Source organism: Eubacterium multiforme, from assembly GCF_030813415.1.
Classification (GTDB): Bacteria; Bacillota; Clostridia; order Clostridiales; family Clostridiaceae; genus Clostridium; species Clostridium multiforme.
This window is the reverse complement of sequence record NZ_JAUSUF010000012.1, coordinates 22,486-40,130: the sequence shown is the minus strand read 5'-3', so window position 1 is coordinate 40,130 and position 17,645 is coordinate 22,486. Positions and strand designations below refer to the sequence as shown.

Below are 17,645 nucleotides of genomic sequence, written 5' to 3'. Positions count from 1 at the left end.
CCTTTTAAATTTAAAGATATACTTAAATAAGTGTTTATTTTATACTGTGAAATTTAAAAGTAAACATTAGGTCTGTGATATAATAATATATTATCTATAGTATTATTATTTCTTAAATTTATAATTTAAGAAGTGAAATATTATTGATTTTAGTAGATAATATAAATTAAATATAAAAAGGAGGAATAGGTTATGAGGTTTGTAATAGTTACAGGATTATCAGGAGCAGGAAAGACAGAAGCAACTAGGAGTTTAGAGGATTTAGGTTATTTTTGTGTAGACAATTTACCACCACAATTAATACCTAAATTTGCTGAAGCGTGTAATAATGGAAGTATTGAAAAAGTAGCAATTGTTACAGACATAAGAGGTGGAATATTCTTTGATGATTTATTTGAAAGTTTATTATATTTAAAGAACAACGATTTTAAATATGAAATATTATTTTTAGAAGCATCAGATGAAGTTCTTGTTAAAAGATTTAAAGAAGCAAGAAGAAGTCATCCACTTTCACCAAAATCTCGTGTTCTTACAGGAATAACTGAAGAAAGAAATAAATTAAGAGAAGTTAAAGATAGAGCAGATGTAATAATAGATACATCAAAATATGCAATTAGAGATTTAAGAGAAAAGATGAATAGCTATTATGGATCTAGTGAAGAGCCAGATAAGGAATTATCAGTAACAATATTAAGTTTTGGATTTAAATATGGTATACCAGTTGATTCAGACTTAGTTTTTGATGTAAGGTTTATTCCAAATCCTTTTTATATTCCTGAATTAAAGCAATTTTCAGGAGCAGATGAACCTGTTAAAAAATATGTATTAGATCAAAAAGAAACTACAGGTTTTGTTGAGAGATTTATGGATATGATTAAATTCTTAATACCAAATTACATTAAAGAAGGTAAGAGACAACTTATAATTTCAATAGGATGTACTGGAGGAAGACATAGATCTGTTGCTATAGCTAATAGAGTTCATGAACTTTTAGTTGAAGAAGGGTATAAAGCAGGAATAGAACATAGAGATATAGTTGAAGATTTAAATAAGGGAGAAAAGAAGCTATGAGGCTTTCAGAGTGGTTTAAGCCTGGAATAAAAGTCAAGAGATGGATAGCTTTTGGACTTTTTGGAGTTTTATTAATTGCTTTTGGATTTACTGAACTTGTTACCCATAGAGTATATGATATGTACTACAAATTATTTTATATATGTCTTAATGTAACAGGGGTATTTGTAATATATATATCAATTACAGAAGGAATGAAATCAGTAATTGCTCTTATGAATAAAGGATATATAAAAATGTCCTTAGATAGTAAGAAAATAGAAACCCTTATAACAGAAAAAAGACTTTTAGTTAAAGGACCTAAAATTGTAGTTATAGGAGGAGGTACAGGACTTTCAACTATGCTTAGAGGACTTAAGTACTATACTTCAAATATAACTGCAATTGTTACTGTTGGAGATGATGGGGGAGGTTCTGGAGATTTAAGAGAAGACCTTGGAATGCTTCCACCAGGAGATATAAGAAACTGTCTCTTGGCTTTATCAGATACAGAGCCATTAATGGAAGATTTACTTGAATATAGATTTAAAGATGGAAGACTTAAAGGTCAAAGTTTTGGTAATTTATTTTTAGCAGCTATGGATGGAGTTTCAGAAAACTTTGTTGATGCAGTTAGAAAGATGAGTTCAGTTCTTGCAGTAACAGGTAAAGTATTGCCAGTTACTTTAGATGATATGAAACTAATGGCTTATTTAGAAAATGGAAATCTTATAGAAGGTGAATCCTATATTCCTGTTGAAGCTATAAATCAAAAATCAAGAATAAAAAAACTTACTATTGACCCAATTGATGCAAAGCCTTTAGCAGAAGCATTAAATGCCATAAAAGATGCAGATGCAATAGTAATGGGACCTGGAAGTCTTTATACAAGTGTTCTTCCAAATCTTTTAGTAAAGGGAATTACAACTGAAATAAGAAAAAGTGATGCATTTAAAATATATATTTCAAATGTGATGACTCAACCTGGAGAAACTGATGGATTTAATGTTTGTGACCACCTTAATATATTAAGAAAATATGGAGGTAAAGACATAGTTAACTGTGTTATTGCAAATGTTGGAAGCATTAGTGCTGATATGAAGGAAAAATATAAAGAAAAAGGTTCTGAAGTTGTTAAAATTGATAGAAGCAGAATAAAAGATATTGGTGTAGATATAGTAGAGCGAAATTTAGTAAGAATTAAAAATGGAACTATAAAGCATGATTCTGATTATTTAGCTCAAGTACTAGTTGAAACAATTATGGAGAAAAAACTTCTTTATGATAGAAAGAAGATTATTGAATATATGTATCTTTCTCAAAGAATTAAGGAGAGAGATAAAACAGAAAAGAAAATAAAAAGAGAGAATTCTAATAATGTAGAATCTTAAAATAATAAGGTTAGCAATTTATTTTGCTACCCTTATTATTTTTTTGTGATAATTTTTTGTTATATATTAATCTTTATTTAAGAATTGGAAGTTATAATCTTATTAAAGAATATTTTTAGGGTTATTTTATAAATTTTAATTTATATGCTGTGTTCACAATTTGTTAATAATAATTAAAAAACTTATAGAAATTTAGTGTGAATTAGAATTTTGTATAAATATTTGAATATAAATTTGGTATTTTTACATATAGATGAAAATGTTTAACTGATGTAATATTAAGGCATAACTTTGAAAATAAGAGGAGGGATTTATATGGCAAGTGTAGTACTTGATCATGTTTATAAAATTTACCCAGGAGATGTAGTAGCAGTTAAAGATTTTAATTTAAAAATTGAAGATAAGGAATTTATAGTTTTTGTTGGACCATCTGGATGTGGTAAATCAACTACTTTAAGAATGATAGCAGGATTAGAAGAAATTTCAAAAGGAAGTTTATATATAGGAGATAAGTTAGTTAATGATGTAGAGCCAAAGGAGAGAGATATAGCAATGGTATTCCAAAGTTATGCTTTATATCCACATATGACTGTATATGATAATATGGCTTTTGGACTTAAGTTAAGAAAACTTCCAAAGGAAGAGATAGATAAGAAAGTTAAAGATGCAGCTAAAACATTAGATATAGAACATTTATTAGACAGAAAGCCAAAGGCATTATCTGGAGGTCAAAGACAAAGAGTTGCCCTTGGAAGAGCAATAGTTAGAGAACCAAAGGTATTCTTAATGGATGAACCTTTATCAAACTTAGATGCAAAACTTAGAGTTCAAATGAGAACAGAAATTTCTAAATTATATCAAAGATTACAAACAACATTTATATATGTAACTCATGATCAGGTGGAAGCTATGACTATGGGAACTAGAATAGTTGTTATGAAAGATGGAATAATACAGCAAGTAGATACTCCACACAAAATATACAGTCATCCAGCAAATATGTTTGTTGCAGGATTTATAGGAAGTCCTCAAATGAACTTTTTAGAAGGAAAAGTTGAAAAAGAGGAAGAGGAGTTTTATGCTTACTTTAAAAAGGGTGGAAGAGTTAAATTTCCAAAAGAAAAGGGAGAAAAATTAAAAGAACTTGGAAAATTAGGTAAAAGTGTTATATTTGGTATAAGACCTGAAGAAATAAAAGATGATGAAGAGTTAATGGAAAATCATTTAGATAGTGTTATTGATGTTTCTGTTGAGGTTACTGAACTTATGGGGGCAGAAAGTTATGTTTATACTAAATTTAATAATCAAGATGTAACAGTTAGATTAAATGGAACAAGTCCTTTAAAAACAGGAGATAAGGCTAAATTCTATCTAGATGGAAATAAACTACATGTATTTGATAGAGAAACTAATTTAAGAATTGAAATAGAATAATAAATATAAAGGGGGCTTTCTATGAACAGTTTTCATAGTTTTTTAGAAGATATATATTTAAGCACTAATATGCCTTTTATTATAAAAATAGATGGGAAAGAAGTCTTTAAAAGTATTGATAATGAATCTTTAATTAATGATGAAATAATAGCAAATGTAGTAGAAATTAAAAATAGAAAAGTTAGTATTATAATTTTAAAAAAAGACGAAAACTGTATAAATTTATTAAAGTATTTAATTAAAGATAGAATAAAAAAGATTTTTGATAGTGATAAAAACTTAATTAAAAAACTTTTAAATGGTGAAGAGATTGATAATAGTACTTTAAAAAAAGAAATTCCATTTTTAAAAGAAAAGTTTTATGTAATAAATGTATATGTTGAAAAGGATAAATTAATTGAATCAAATAATTTAATTAAAGAATTATATTTAGATAGAAAAATAGTAAATTTAATTTTTAAAGATAGTATCCTTTTAATGGGAAACTTTAAAGAAATAGAAGAGCATGTAGAGAGTTTAAGGGAATCTATAGAATCTAATATGTATTTAAAGTGTTATATTGCATATAAAAAGGTTAATGATTTTCAAGAGTTAAGAGATGCTTTTTTAATTAATAAATATAAGATAAATTTATCAATAAAATATAATTTAGAAAAATATATTTTGGGAGAAAAAGATTTAATATTTGAAAGTGTTATAGATAAAGTTGATAAGAGCTTTAAAATTAGGATTTTAGATGATATTAAATTAGATTTTTCAAAATTAGATGATGAATTAATTAGAACTATAGATATATTATATAAATCAGATATTAATTTAAGTAAAGCTTCTAAAATGCTATATATTCATAGGAATACGCTTATATACAGGATTGAAAAGATAGAAAAAATAACTTCTTTTGACTTAAGAAACTTTAATGATTCAGTTATATTTAAAATATTATTTTGCATTTATAAGGAATATAATAGAAGCAAAATAGATATGTAACATAAAGTTCATAATTTTTTTGTACGAAATTACAAAAAGTCGGAATTTTAAGTGAATGGATTGAAAATGTTTACTGAGTAATATAAAATGAAATTGGAAACGATACCAAAAAGTAATTAAATACATTTATCATAGCTTTATTTAAAATAAAAAAATTTTTTTGAAAATTTGGAATCGGTACCAATAAAATTAAAAATTTGTGTAAGGGGGATTTTAAATGTTAAAAAGAAAGAAAACTTTAGCCGCTATTATTGCTGCTATGGTTTTAACAGGCTCATTAGTAGGTTGTGGAAGTTCAGGAAGTACAGCAAGTAGTAACTCAAAGGAATTAAAGGTTTGGTCACACTTAACAACACAAGAAATTAATGCAATGAAACCAATAGCTGAAAAATGGGGAAAAGACAATGGAGTAAAAGTTACTATTGTTGAAGATAAAGCAAAAACCCAAGAAGATGTTCAAGCTATAAAAGCAGGTAAAGGACCAGATATAATGTTTGGAGCACCTCATGATCAATTAGGAATATATCAAAAGGCAGGACTTTTAGATGAAGTACCTAAGGATACAATAAAGGCAAAAGATTATGGTTCAAAACAAATTGTAGATGCAGTAACTATAAGTGGAAAGCAATATGCTCTTCCAATAGCTCAAGAAACAGTTGCTCTTTTCTATAATAAAGATAAAGTTAAAAATGTTCCTAAAACAATGGAAGATGTAATAAAACAAGGTAAAAATGTTGGATTTAAATTTGATATAAATAATTTTTATAACGCTTATGGATTTATAGCTGCAAATGGAGCTTATGTATTTAAAAATAATGATGGTACATTAGATCCAAAAGATATTGGACTAGATACTAAAGGAGCTGTAAAAGGGTATACATTCCTTCAAGATTTAGTTGTTAAAGATAAACTAATGCCAGCAGATATTAAAGGTGATATGGCAAAGGGAGATTTCTTAAATAAAAAAATAGGTTTATATGTTTCAGGACCTTGGGATGTACAAGCATTTAAAGATGGAAAAGTAAACTTTGGTGTTGCACCAATGCCAACTTTAGATGGAAAGAAGATTCCAACATTTATGGGAGTTCAAACAGCATTTGTAAGCACAAACACTAAAGATAAAGATTTAGCTTGGAAATTAGCTAAATACTTATCAGACAATAGTGCAGAAACAGTATTAAATAAAGGACATAGAATTCCAGTACTTAAAAAAGATTTAGATAGTAAGAGTTTTAAAGATAATAAGGAAATGGCAGCTTTTGCAGAACAATTAAAAGTAGCTACACCAATGCCAAATATTCCAGAAGTTCAAGCAATGTGGGAACCTGCTGGAAATGACTTAAAGTTATTAACAGCTGGAAAACTTACTCCACAAGAATGTGGTAAAAAAATAGTAGAACAAATTAAACAAGGAATAGCACAACAAAAATAATTGTTTAGTAAATAAGGGGATTTAAATCCCCTTATTTTATAAAAATCAAAAAGGGGAGATTTGGAGTGTCAAAGAACAAAAAGAAAAAGAAGGGCTTTAAAGAAACAATAAAAGCTATGCCATATTTATTACCGGCACTTATATCAATTTTAATATTTACTATTTTCCCAATAATATATACAGTCTATATAGCATTTACTGACTATACAATATTTACTAATGGGAGTCCTCATTTTGTAGGATTTAAAAATTTTATAGAAGTATTTACAGGACCATTTAAGGAAGTATTTTTCCCAGTACTTGCATGGAATATAATTTTTGCACTTTTATCAACAGGACTTACATTTTTATTAGGACTTGTAGTTGCTATGGCAGTTAATAATCCTAATATGAAAGAAAGAGGAATATATAGGGCAATATTAATAATTCCATGGGCATTACCTGCAACTGTTGCAGTTTTATCATGGCAAGGACTTTTAAATGGTAGTTATGGAGCAATAAATAACTTATTGATACATCTTCATTTTATAAGTAAGCCAATAGAGTGGTTAACAGATCCTACTATGGCGAGAATATCAATAATAATGGTAAATGTATGGCTTGGATTTCCATATATGATGAATGTATGTTTAGGAGCCCTTGGAGCAATACCAGATAGTTATTATGAAGCTGCAGATGTTGATGGAGCTAGCAAATTTCTTCAATTTAGAAAGATAACTTTACCAAGTTTAGCTCAAACTGCATATCCACTTTTAATTTCATCCTTTGCATTTAACTTTAATAACTTCGGTTCAGCTTTCTTAATTACAGAAGGGGGACCACCAAGAATTGCAACACAATTTGCTGGATATACAGATATTTTAGCATCAGTAAACTACAAATTATCAACACAATTCGGTAGATTTGATATAGCATCTACAATAAGTATTATATTATTTTTAGTTTTAGCAACAATGTCATATTATCAAATGAAGATGTCAGGACAATTTGAGGAGGTGGAATAGTATGGAAAAGGAAAATTTACAATATAAGAAAAAATTAAGACCAGCAGAAGTTAGAGGTCTATGGATTTCTAGAATATTTTTATTAATAATGATTTTCATAGTATTATTCCCTCTTATATCAATAGTTGGAGCATCAATGGCTAAGGGAGAAGCCTTTACTCAAACTACATTGTTACCAGATGCATTTTCTTTAGATAATTATAAAAAGGTTTTAACTCAAACAGATTTTTTAGTATGGCTTAAAAATTCATTAATTGTATGTACATTAATATCAATAATACAATTAATATTTACAATACCAACAGCCTTTGCTTTTTCAAAGCTAAGATTTACAGGAAGAAGAAAAGGTCTAATGTTTTTATTATTACTTCAAATGTTCCCAGCTGCAATGACACTACCTGCAATACTTGCAATTGCTTATAGAATAAATGCTATGGATCATATTTTAACATTGGTTGTTATACAATGTGGTGCTAGTGCTTATAATATTTGGCTTATGAAAGGATTTATAGATGGAATTCCAAAGGAGCTTGTAGAAGCTGCAAAGGTTGATGGAGCTAGTACATTTGAAACATTTAGAAAAGTTATATTACCACTTACAAGAAATATGGTATTAGTAATATTCTTATTTACTTTTATAGGAGCTTATAGTGAATTTGTTTTCTCAGCAGCCCTTATGAAAGATCCTATGAGTCAAACTATACCAATAGGATTACAACAATTTATAACAAACCAATTTTCAGCAAACTGGACACAATATTCAGCAGCTGCAATAATGGCATCAGTTCCAATTGTTGTTTTAGCAACATTAGGTCAAAAATATATGGCAAAGGGATTAGTTGCAGGTTCTGTTAAAGGTTAATTCAAAAATTTATGGAGGTTTATTATGAATTTACAGGCAATATTTCATATTTCTGAGGTACCTTATGCTTATGGAGTAGACAAGGATACTTTATTTATAAAAATAAGAGTTGCTAGTAATGAGGTTAAAAAAGTAGTTTTACACTATAAAGATAGATATAACTGGAGAGGAGATTTTATAAGTGTAACTATGGAGAAAGCTTCTTCTACAACATTATTTGATTTTTATGAAAAAAAAGTAAAGGTATCAGAAGGAAGACTTAGATATTTCTTTGAAATAGAAGGAAATAAAGGGGAAAAAGTTTATTTAAATGAAAGAGGAGTTTTGGAAAATGAACCAGAAACATTAGGACAATTTCAATATCCTTATGTTCATGTTAATGAACTATATAAAAATGTTCCGTGGGCAAAAGAATCTATAGTTTATCAAATTTTCCCAGATAGGTTTTGTAATGGAGATAACAAAAATGATCCAGAAAATATTCAAAATTGGGGAGAAGAAGTTAATTCTAAAAGTTTTTTTGGAGGAGATTTAAGAGGGATTATAAATAATATAGATTATTTAAGTAATTTAGGAATAAATATTATTTATTTAACACCTATATTTAAATCCACAACAAATCATAAATATAATACAAAGGATTATTTTGAAATTGATGAGCATTTTGGAACAAAGGAAGAATTCAAGGAGTTAGTTACAAAGTGTCATAACAATGGAATAAGAGTTGTATTAGATGCTGTTTTTAATCATACAGGAAATGATTTCTTTGCCTTTGAAGATTTAAAGAAGAATGGCAAAAAATCAAAATATAAAGATTGGTATTTCTTAGAGGAAGATGAGGTTAATGAGGATACTATAAATTATAGAACCTTTGCCAATAAATTAAGATATATGCCAAAACTTAATATGAGCAATGAAGAAACAAAAAATTACTTCTTAGATGTTGCAGCATATTGGATAAAAGAATTTGATATAGATGGATGGAGACTTGATGTTGCAGATGAAGTTTTACATACATTTTGGAAAGAGTTTAGAACAACTGTAAAAAATGTTAAGGAAGATGCATTTATAATTGGTGAAGTTATGCATGAAGGTAAACTATTTTTAAAGGGTGATGAATTTGATTCAACTATGAATTATCCATTTAGAGAGGCATGTTTAGATTTCTTTGCTTATAGAAAAATAGATTCAAAAGATTTAATAGATAGGGTGCTTCTAAGAAAAGAAGGATTAATAAGAGAAATATATTCTCAAATGTTAAACTTACTTGATTCCCATGATACAGCAAGGTTTTTAACAGAATGTAATGATGATATTAAAAAATTAATTCTTGCAACAGTATTCCAATTTACAATTGAAGGAATCCCATATATTTACTATGGAGATGAAGTTGGAATAAATGGAGGAGAGGACCCTCATTGTAGAAAATGTATGATTTGGGATAATGAAAAACAAAATAAAAATTTATTAAAACATTATAAAAAGCTTATAGAAATAAGAAAAAACAATAAAGCTTTAGTTAATGGAAAATATGAAGAATTATATGCAAAAGATAGAGCTTTAGCTTATAAAAGAGTACTAGATAATAATGAAATATTGGTTTTAATAAATAATGATAATGAGAAACAAAATTTTGATTTAAATATTAATGGAGAATTTAGTGATATTTATTCAGGAGAAAAAGTATTAATAAATAAAAGTATAGAATTAGAAAAGATGAGTTTTAAGATTATATCTTTAAAATAATAAAGGTATTACTTTTAATAACACCTATTAAAGTTTATAATTTAAATTGGTATCGTTACCAAAATTACTTAAAAAGCAATAATAGTTATTAAGAGGAGGTAACAAAATGAATATAAAAGATATTGCCAAAATGGCAGGTGTAGGTGTTAGTACAGTATCCAGAGTTATAAATGATCATCCAGATGTAAAGGATGAAACAAGAGAAAAAGTTAAGAATATAATAAAAGAAAGTAATTATATTCCAAATAATAGTGCAAGAATACTTAAGAAAAATAATACTAAAAATATTGGAGTTTTAGTAAAAGGGGTATTTAATCCATTTTTTGCTGAAATGATAAATATTATAGGAAGTAAAATTACAGAAAAAGGCTATACTATGATATTACAACAAAATGACTATAAAACTGAGGAAGATATTGATGGTTTAATAGCATTTGTAAAAGAAAAGAGACTTCAAGGGGTTATATGTCTTGGGGGAAACTTTTTAAATGTAAATGATGAGAGTATTAGTCCGCTAGATATTCCAGTTGTTTTAACATCAGTAAATACAATATATAAAAGTGAAGAAAATAAACATAAATTTTCTTCAATAGGAATAGATAATGTATTTGCAGCTAAGGAGTTAACGAATTATTTAATAAAAAAGGGTCATAAAAATATAGCAATTATTCTTGGTGATAAAAATGATGTTGGCATAAGTTGGCTTAGATTAGAAGGATATAAAAAGGCTATTTTTGAAAATAATCTAAAGTATTTAGAGGAAAATATATTTATTGGAAATTATGAATATGAAGGTGCATACAAGGTAGCTAAAAAAATTATTAATGAAAGAAAAGATATAACAGCTATATTTGCTATTTCAGACATAATGGCTGTTGGTGCTGCAAAGGCAATAATAGATTCAGGACTTAAGGTTGGAGAGGATATTTCTGTTGCAGGATTTGATGGAATGGATATAACTAAATATTACAATCCAGAAATAACAACAGTAAAACAACCTAGTAGAAAAATGGCTATTAGCAGTATTGATTTAATTTTTGATTTATTACTTAAAAAGAAAGAGAACAAGCATATTATTTTTGAAACTAAAATAATAGAGAGAAAATCATGTAAAGACATTAAGAACATATAATTAGATAGATAAAAGTAGGAGATTATTATGAAAATTTTTAGTGTTAATAACTATATAACTAAATATGTTTTTGGAAATCCTTTTAATACCGAATCTACGGTATTAAAAGGAGAAAAAGAAATTTTAAATAAAGATTTAAAGTATTTTGATATTAATGATGGAGAAAATTCATTTGTTTATAAATTAGAAGAAAATGATATTGTATATGGACTTGGAGAAAATGTAAGGGGAATAAATAAGAGAGGAAATATTTATGAAAGTTTTTGTAGTGATATATTTTCCCATACTCCGGACAAAAGAAGTCTTTATGGAGCACATAATTTTATTTTAATTTATGGAAAAGAAACCTTTGGAGTTTTTATAGATTATCCTGGGAAGGTTACCTTTGACATAGGGTATACTGATAGCAATTTATTAAATATAAGTTTAGAAGACAATAATTTTAATTTATATATTATAGAAGGTAAAAACTTAAATAGTATAGTTAAAAACTTTAGAAAACTTATAGGAAAAAGTTATGTTGCACCTAAGTGGGCATTAGGATATGGACAAAGTAGATGGGGATATAGAGACAAGGAAGATTATGAAGAACTTTTAGAAAAATTTAAAAAAGCTGAAATTCCAATAGATTGTTTATATTTAGATATTGACTATATGGATGAGTTTAAAAATTTTACTGTAAATGAGGAATTATTTAAAGATTTTGATAGTTTTGCAAGTAAGGTCAAAAAAGAAGGAATTAGATTAATTCCAATAATTGATGCAGGCTGCAAAATAGAAAAGGGCTATGATGTTTACGAAGAAGGAATAAAAAATAATTATTATTGTGTAGATAAGGATAACAAACCTTTTGTTGGAGCTGTATGGCCAGGAAAGGTACATTTTCCAGACTTTTTAAATAAGGATGCTAGGTTATGGTTTGGAAGTAAATATAAATTTTTAACTGATAAAGGTATAGAAGGTTTTTGGAATGATATGAATGAACCAGCTATTTTTTATTCAGAAAATGGACTAAAAAAAGCCTTTGAAAAAGTTACAGAAAGCAAAGATAAAAACTTAGGAATACATGATTATTTTGATTTAAGATCTGTATTTGATAATTTGCAAAATAGTATGGAAGATTACAAAAGCTTTTATCACAATGTAAATGGTCAGCTAGTAAGACATGATAAAATACATAATTTATATGGCTTTAATATGACAAGAGCAGCTAGTGAAGGTCTTAATGAAACAGATAGTAATAAAAGATTTTTACTTTTTTCAAGAGCTTCCATTATAGGTATGCATAGATATGGTGGCATATGGACTGGTGATAATGCATCTTGGTGGGAACATATAAAACTTGCAATGCAAATGATGCCAAATATAAATATGTGTGGATTTATTTATACAGGTTCAGATACAGGAGGATTTGGTTCTAATGCAACAAAGGAACTTATTATAAGGTGGTCACAATTTAGTTTATTTACACCACTTTTTAGAAATCATTCTGCAACTGGAACAAGATGTCAAGAACCATATGCTTTTGGAAAAGAAGCAGAGGATATATTAAAAAATATTATAGAACTTAGATATGTTTTAATACCATATCTTTATAGTGAATATATGAAGGCTGTACTTAATGATGAATTATATTTTAAGCCATTAACTTTTGATTATAATGATGAATTCTCAAAGAGAGTTGAGGATCAGTTACTTTTAGGTGATAGCATAATGATTGCTCCTATATATGAGCAAAATTCTAAAGGCAGATATGTGTATTTACCAGAAGATATGCTTTTATGGAAATGTAAAAAGTACAATGAAGGTTTAATGAAAGTTATTAAGAAAGGCAACAATTATATAGATGTAGACCTTAATGAAGTACCAATATTTATAAGAAAAAATAAGATAGTAGTAATGGCAAAGAAAGAAGCTAAGAGAGTTTTAGATATTGATGATAGTGAATTAAATTTAGTGGCATTTGTTGAGAGTAAAGCAAGTTATAGTTATTACAATGATGATGGAAAAACAAATGATTATAAATGTGGTAAAAGTGAAAATATTAATATAGTAATAGAAAAGGATAATGATGATTATAAAATATCATTAAATAGAACAGGATTAGAAAAAGTAAAGAAATTAAATATAAAAATATTTGATGTATATGGAAATTTAAAAGAAAAAGAAATAATTATATAAATTAATTAGGGGGAAGACATATGAATAGAGCAAGTGGAATAATAATGCATATTGCTTCTCTACCAGGAGAATATGGAATAGGAACCTTTGGAGAGAGTGCATATAAATTTGCAGATTTTTTAAGTAAAGCAGGACAAAAATATTGGCAGATATTACCCCTTGGACCAACTAGTTATGGAGATTCACCTTATCAATCATTTTCAGCTTTTGCAGGAAATCCATATTTTATAGATTTTGATTTATTAAATAAGGAAGGTCTTCTTAAAAAGTCTGATTATGAAAATATTGATTTTGGAAATAATAGAGAGTCAATAGATTATGGAATTTTATTTAAAGAAAAGATGAGAGTACTAAGAATAGCTTATGAAAATTCTATAGGAAAAGATAGAGAAGAAATTGAAAAGTTTAGAGAAGAAAATAAATTATGGCTAGAAGATTATGCATTATTTATGGCAATTAAAGAAGAATTCAATTTGGTAAGCTGGCAAAAATGGGATGAAGATATAAAAACAAGAGAAAAAAGTACATTAGAAAAATATAAAAAGAAGTTAGTTAAAGAAGTAGATTATTGGATATTTTTACAATACCACTTCTTTAAAGAATGGAACAATTTAAAGAAATATGTAAAGGATTTAGGAATTGAGTTTATAGGAGATATGCCAATATATGTAGCAGAAGATAGTTCAGATGTTTGGGCTAATCCTGAATTATTTTTATTAGATGAAAATAAAATACCTAAAAAGGTAGCAGGTTGTCCACCAGATGCTTTTTCAGCTACTGGACAATTATGGGGAAATCCAATATATAATTGGGACTATTTAGAGAAAACAGGCTATGAGTGGTGGATAGATAGAGTTAGAGCAAGTCTTAAATTATATGATGTTGTAAGAATAGATCACTTTAGAGGCTTTGAATCTTATTGGGAGATACCTCATGGAGAAGATACTGCTGTAAATGGTAAATGGATTAAGGGACCAAATATAAAATTATTTGATGCTATAAAAGAAAAATTAGGTGATGTAAAAGTTATAGCAGAGGATTTAGGATACTTAACAAAGGAAGTATTAGATTTTAGAGATGAAACAGGTTTTCCAGGAATGAAGGTACTACAATTTGCCTTTGATTCAAGGGAAGAAAGTGATTACTTACCTCATAATTATACAAGAAATTGTGTAGCATATACAGGCACTCATGATAATGATACTTGCAGAGGCTGGTTTGAAACAACTGGAAGTAAAAGTGATGTTGAATATGCAAAGAAATATTTAAAGTTAACAAAAGAAGAAGGATATAATTGGGGCTTTATAAGAGGGGTTTGGAGTAGTGTAGCAGATACTTCCATTGCATTAATGCAGGACTTCTTAAATTTAGGTAATGAAGCCAGAATAAATTATCCGTCTACATTAGGTGGAAATTGGATGTGGAGAGTTAAGGAAGAGGATCTAACAGATAGATTAGCAGAAAAAATAAGAGACATAACTAAGCTATATGGAAGGATGAACAATAATGGATAAAGCAGAAATAAAAAATGGGATAAAAAGATATTTAAAAGTTAAGTATGGGAAAAGTGAAATTAAAGAAGCTAAGGATTTTGAAATATTTAATGCCTTATCATTAACTTTATTAGAAAATATAGTTTGTGATTGGAATGAAACAAGTAAGTTATATTCAAAAGAAAAAAACGCATATTATTTTTCAGCTGAATATTTAATGGGAAGAGCATTAGGAAATAATCTAATAAGTCTTGGAATTTATAATGAAGTAAAGGAAGTTTTAGATGAATTAGGTTTAAGTTTAAATAAAATAGAAGAAGTAGAAGAAGATGCAGGTCTTGGTAATGGTGGACTTGGAAGACTTGCAGCATGCTTTATGGATTCAGGAGCTTCATTAGAAATGCCTTTAATGGGATATGGAATTAGATATAGTAATGGATTATTTAATCAATCTTTTGAAGATGGTTTCCAAAAGGAAACTGTTGATAGTTGGTTAAAGTATGGAGAGCCTTGGAGCATAAGAAAAGAGGATGAGGCTGTTAAAGTTAACTTTAAAGATATGATAGTTAGAGCAATTCCATATGATACTCCAATAATAGGCTATAAAAGCAAAAATATAAATACATTAAGACTTTGGAAATGTGAGCCATTAGAAGAATTTGATTATGAACTTTTTAATGAGCAAAAATATGATGAAGCATTAGAATTAAAAAATAGAGCAGAAGATATATCAAGGGTTTTATATCCAAATGATTCAAAAAAGGAAGGAAAGTTATTAAGATTAAAACAGCAATATTTCTTAGTAAGTGCTTCCCTTCAAGATATAATTAGAAAACATAAAGAAACCTTTGGGGAAATTAATGAAAACTTTGCAAAACTTCACGCTGTTCAACTAAACGATACTCATCCAGTATTAGCAATACCAGAGCTTATAAGACTTTTAATTGATAATGAAGGTTTTACCTTTAAGGAAGCTTTAAAGGTAGCTAATAAAACTTTTGCATATACAAATCATACAATTCTTGCAGAAGCACTAGAAAAATGGGATGCTAATTTAATTAAGGAACTATTCCCTAAAATATTAGAAATAATTCAAGTTATAGATGAAGAGTTTATTAAAGAGCTTAAAGAAAAGGGCTATAGTGAAAAAGACATAGAAGAATTTAGAATAATAAATAATGGTGAAGTAAGAATGGCTAATTTAGCAATACATGTAGGTTTTGCTGTAAATGGTGTTGCAAAACTTCATACAGATATATTAAAAAATACTGAACTTCATAATTGGTATGAGCTATATCCAGAAAAGTTCCAAAATAAAACAAATGGAATAACTCCAAGAAGATGGCTTAGATTATGCAACAAAGAATTATCTTCATTAATAACTGAACTTTTAGGAAGTGAAGATTGGGTTAAAAATCTTGAAGAATTAAAAAAATTAGAGAAATTTATTGATGATGAAAAAATTCTAGAAAGATTTATGGAAATTAAGCATATTAAAAAGGAACAACTAGCAAAGTATATAGAAGAAACTCAAGGAATAAAATTAGATCCAGACTCATTATTTGATATTCAAATAAAAAGACTTCATGAGTATAAGAGACAACTTCTAAATACATTTTATATTTTAGACCTTTATTATAGATTAAAAGAAAATCCTAATATGGATATACCTAAAGTAACATTTATATATGGTGCAAAGGCATTCCCAAGTTATAGAAGGGCAAAAGCTATTATTAAATTTACAAATGAAGTAGCAAATCTTATAAATAATGATGAAAGCATAAAGGGAAAAATAAAGGTTGTCTTTGTAGAGAATTATAGAGTTTCCTATGGAGAAAAACTATTCCCAGCAGCAGATATATCAAAGCAAATATCAACAGCAGGAAAAGAAGCATCAGGAACAGGTAATATGAAGTTTATGCTAAATGGAGCACCTACTTTTGGAACTAATGATGGAGCTAATGTTGAAATTGTTAAAGAAAGTGGAAAAGATAATAACTTTATATTTGGATTAGAAGTAGAAGAAATTGAAGATTTAAGAAATAAATATAATTCAAAAGACTACTATAAGGATAACAAGAGTCTAAAGAAGGTAGTAGATACATTAATAGATGGAACCTTTAATGATGGAGGTACAGGAGATTTTAAGGATTTATATGAATCTTTAATTAAAGAAGGAGATCAATATTTCCTACTTGCAGATTTTGAAAGTTTTAAAGAAAGAGAAGATGATGTATTTAAGGCATACAAAAATAAAAAAGAATGGGCTAAAAAAGCCTTTGAGAATGTATGTAATGCAGGAGTATTCTCAAGTGATAGAACAATAAAAGAATACTGTAAAGATATATGGAATATAAAGCCATGTCACAATAAATAAAAATTTGAATATGTTTTATCTAAAATAAACACTAGTTAAAAATATAATTACAAATTTAAATTAAAGATAATCTAAAAAATTAGTAACTAAGGTTATTAAATTTTAGATTATCTTTTATTTCTATATAGTATCTCTATATTTATAAGTTTTTTCTTCCATTGTAACGCCATTTGGCTTATAGTCTATTTTAACTACAGAAATAACTCTTTTAGCTCCTTCATTTACACAAATGTTTTGAGCTTCTTTAACGATACTTAAAAGAGTATCCATATCTCCTTCCATTGTAGTTTCCATAGGACCAACTTCGTATTTAACACCTTTAGATTTTATGTATTCTATGACTTTATCCACTACTGGATAAATATCTTCTTCCTTAACAACAGGTAATATTTGAAGACTTAAATTTATAGTTTCCATAAGTAATTCCTCCTAAGTTTATTAAAATTTTATTGTGGATATTTACAAAATTATCTATATAATTTAATTATATACTATTACATGAAAAAATTTATTTAAAATAAGAATATATTTACTTAAATTCAAGGAATAATATCGT

General features: G+C 27.3%; 13 protein-coding genes. 12 read left to right on the top strand and 1 reads right to left on the bottom strand.

Annotated elements, in window-relative coordinates:
- The first annotated feature begins 192 nt into the window (after positions 1-192).
- The 12 genes from rapZ (at position 193) to J2S18_RS13260 (ending at position 17,089) form a co-directional block, all read left to right on the top strand.
- Positions 193-1,071 (top strand): RNase adapter RapZ, encoded by an 879-nt coding sequence (gene rapZ, locus J2S18_RS13315; RefSeq protein WP_307487488.1) that lies wholly within the window; start codon positions 193-195, stop codon positions 1,069-1,071.
- A complete protein-coding gene (gene mgfK, locus J2S18_RS13310) occupies positions 1,068-2,441 on the top strand; it encodes a gluconeogenesis morphogenetic factor MgfK (protein ID WP_307487487.1) in 1,374 nt (457 codons plus the stop codon). Before rapZ ends, mgfK begins: the two co-directional genes overlap by 4 nt.
- Positions 2,442-2,756: 315 nt before the next feature.
- Positions 2,757-3,875: an ABC transporter ATP-binding protein gene (locus J2S18_RS13305; protein WP_307487485.1), complete on the top strand. Its 1,119-nt coding sequence runs from the start codon at positions 2,757-2,759 to the stop codon at positions 3,873-3,875.
- 21 nt (positions 3,876-3,896) lie between these two features.
- The gene (locus J2S18_RS13300) at positions 3,897-4,862 is read left to right on the top strand and encodes a PucR family transcriptional regulator (RefSeq protein ID WP_307487483.1); all 966 of its coding nucleotides are present in this window, start codon (positions 3,897-3,899) and stop codon (positions 4,860-4,862) included.
- 217 nt (positions 4,863-5,079) lie between these two features.
- Positions 5,080-6,294, top strand: a complete 1,215-nt coding sequence (locus J2S18_RS13295) for a sugar ABC transporter substrate-binding protein (protein WP_307487480.1) — start codon at positions 5,080-5,082, stop codon at positions 6,292-6,294.
- A 116-nt stretch (positions 6,295-6,410) separates the two neighbouring features.
- Entirely contained in the window at positions 6,411-7,298 is an 888-nt protein-coding gene (locus J2S18_RS13290; protein ID WP_307487585.1) for a carbohydrate ABC transporter permease, read from the top strand.
- A gap of 1 nt (position 7,299) precedes the next feature.
- On the top strand, positions 7,300-8,160 hold the full coding sequence (locus tag J2S18_RS13285) for a sugar ABC transporter permease (RefSeq protein WP_307487479.1): 861 nt from the start codon (positions 7,300-7,302) through the stop codon (positions 8,158-8,160).
- Between the two features lie 24 nt (positions 8,161-8,184).
- Entirely contained in the window at positions 8,185-9,906 is a 1,722-nt protein-coding gene (locus J2S18_RS13280; protein ID WP_307487477.1) for a glycoside hydrolase family 13 protein, read from the top strand.
- Between the two features lie 106 nt (positions 9,907-10,012).
- Positions 10,013-11,038, top strand: a complete 1,026-nt coding sequence (locus J2S18_RS13275) for a LacI family DNA-binding transcriptional regulator (protein WP_307487475.1) — start codon at positions 10,013-10,015, stop codon at positions 11,036-11,038.
- Positions 11,039-11,065: 27 nt separating this feature from the next.
- Positions 11,066-13,219, top strand: a complete 2,154-nt coding sequence (locus J2S18_RS13270) for a TIM-barrel domain-containing protein (RefSeq protein WP_307487473.1) — start codon at positions 11,066-11,068, stop codon at positions 13,217-13,219.
- Between the two features lie 20 nt (positions 13,220-13,239).
- Positions 13,240-14,733 (top strand): 4-alpha-glucanotransferase, encoded by a 1,494-nt coding sequence (malQ, locus tag J2S18_RS13265; RefSeq protein WP_307487471.1) that lies wholly within the window; start codon positions 13,240-13,242, stop codon positions 14,731-14,733.
- A complete protein-coding gene (locus tag J2S18_RS13260) occupies positions 14,726-17,089 on the top strand; it encodes a glycogen/starch/alpha-glucan phosphorylase (RefSeq protein ID WP_307487469.1) in 2,364 nt (787 codons plus the stop codon). The genes malQ and J2S18_RS13260 overlap by 8 nt, the downstream gene beginning before the upstream one ends.
- Before the next feature lie 120 nt (positions 17,090-17,209).
- Here J2S18_RS13260 and J2S18_RS13255 read toward each other — a convergent pair whose 3' ends face one another.
- Positions 17,210-17,506: a thiamine-binding protein gene (locus J2S18_RS13255; RefSeq protein WP_307487467.1), complete on the bottom strand. Its 297-nt coding sequence runs from the start codon at positions 17,504-17,506 to the stop codon at positions 17,210-17,212.
- Between the last annotated feature and the right edge of the window lie 139 nt (positions 17,507-17,645).

Coding starts and splice junctions, on each gene's coding strand:
- mgfK (WP_307487487.1), top strand. CDS start 1,068: ATGAGGCTTTCAGAGTGGTTTAAGCCTGGAATAAAAGTCAAGAGATGG.
- J2S18_RS13270 (WP_307487473.1), top strand. CDS start 11,066: ATGAAAATTTTTAGTGTTAATAACTATATAACTAAATATGTTTTTGGA.
- J2S18_RS13305 (WP_307487485.1), top strand. CDS start 2,757: ATGGCAAGTGTAGTACTTGATCATGTTTATAAAATTTACCCAGGAGAT.
- malQ (WP_307487471.1), top strand. CDS start 13,240: ATGAATAGAGCAAGTGGAATAATAATGCATATTGCTTCTCTACCAGGA.
- J2S18_RS13290 (WP_307487585.1), top strand. CDS start 6,411: ATGCCATATTTATTACCGGCACTTATATCAATTTTAATATTTACTATT.
- J2S18_RS13275 (WP_307487475.1), top strand. CDS start 10,013: ATGAATATAAAAGATATTGCCAAAATGGCAGGTGTAGGTGTTAGTACA.
- J2S18_RS13260 (WP_307487469.1), top strand. CDS start 14,726: ATGGATAAAGCAGAAATAAAAAATGGGATAAAAAGATATTTAAAAGTT.
- J2S18_RS13300 (WP_307487483.1), top strand. CDS start 3,897: ATGAACAGTTTTCATAGTTTTTTAGAAGATATATATTTAAGCACTAAT.
- J2S18_RS13255 (WP_307487467.1), bottom strand. CDS start 17,506: ATGGAAACTATAAATTTAAGTCTTCAAATATTACCTGTTGTTAAGGAA.
- rapZ (WP_307487488.1), top strand. CDS start 193: ATGAGGTTTGTAATAGTTACAGGATTATCAGGAGCAGGAAAGACAGAA.
- J2S18_RS13285 (WP_307487479.1), top strand. CDS start 7,300: ATGGAAAAGGAAAATTTACAATATAAGAAAAAATTAAGACCAGCAGAA.
- J2S18_RS13280 (WP_307487477.1), top strand. CDS start 8,185: ATGAATTTACAGGCAATATTTCATATTTCTGAGGTACCTTATGCTTAT.
- J2S18_RS13295 (WP_307487480.1), top strand. CDS start 5,080: ATGTTAAAAAGAAAGAAAACTTTAGCCGCTATTATTGCTGCTATGGTT.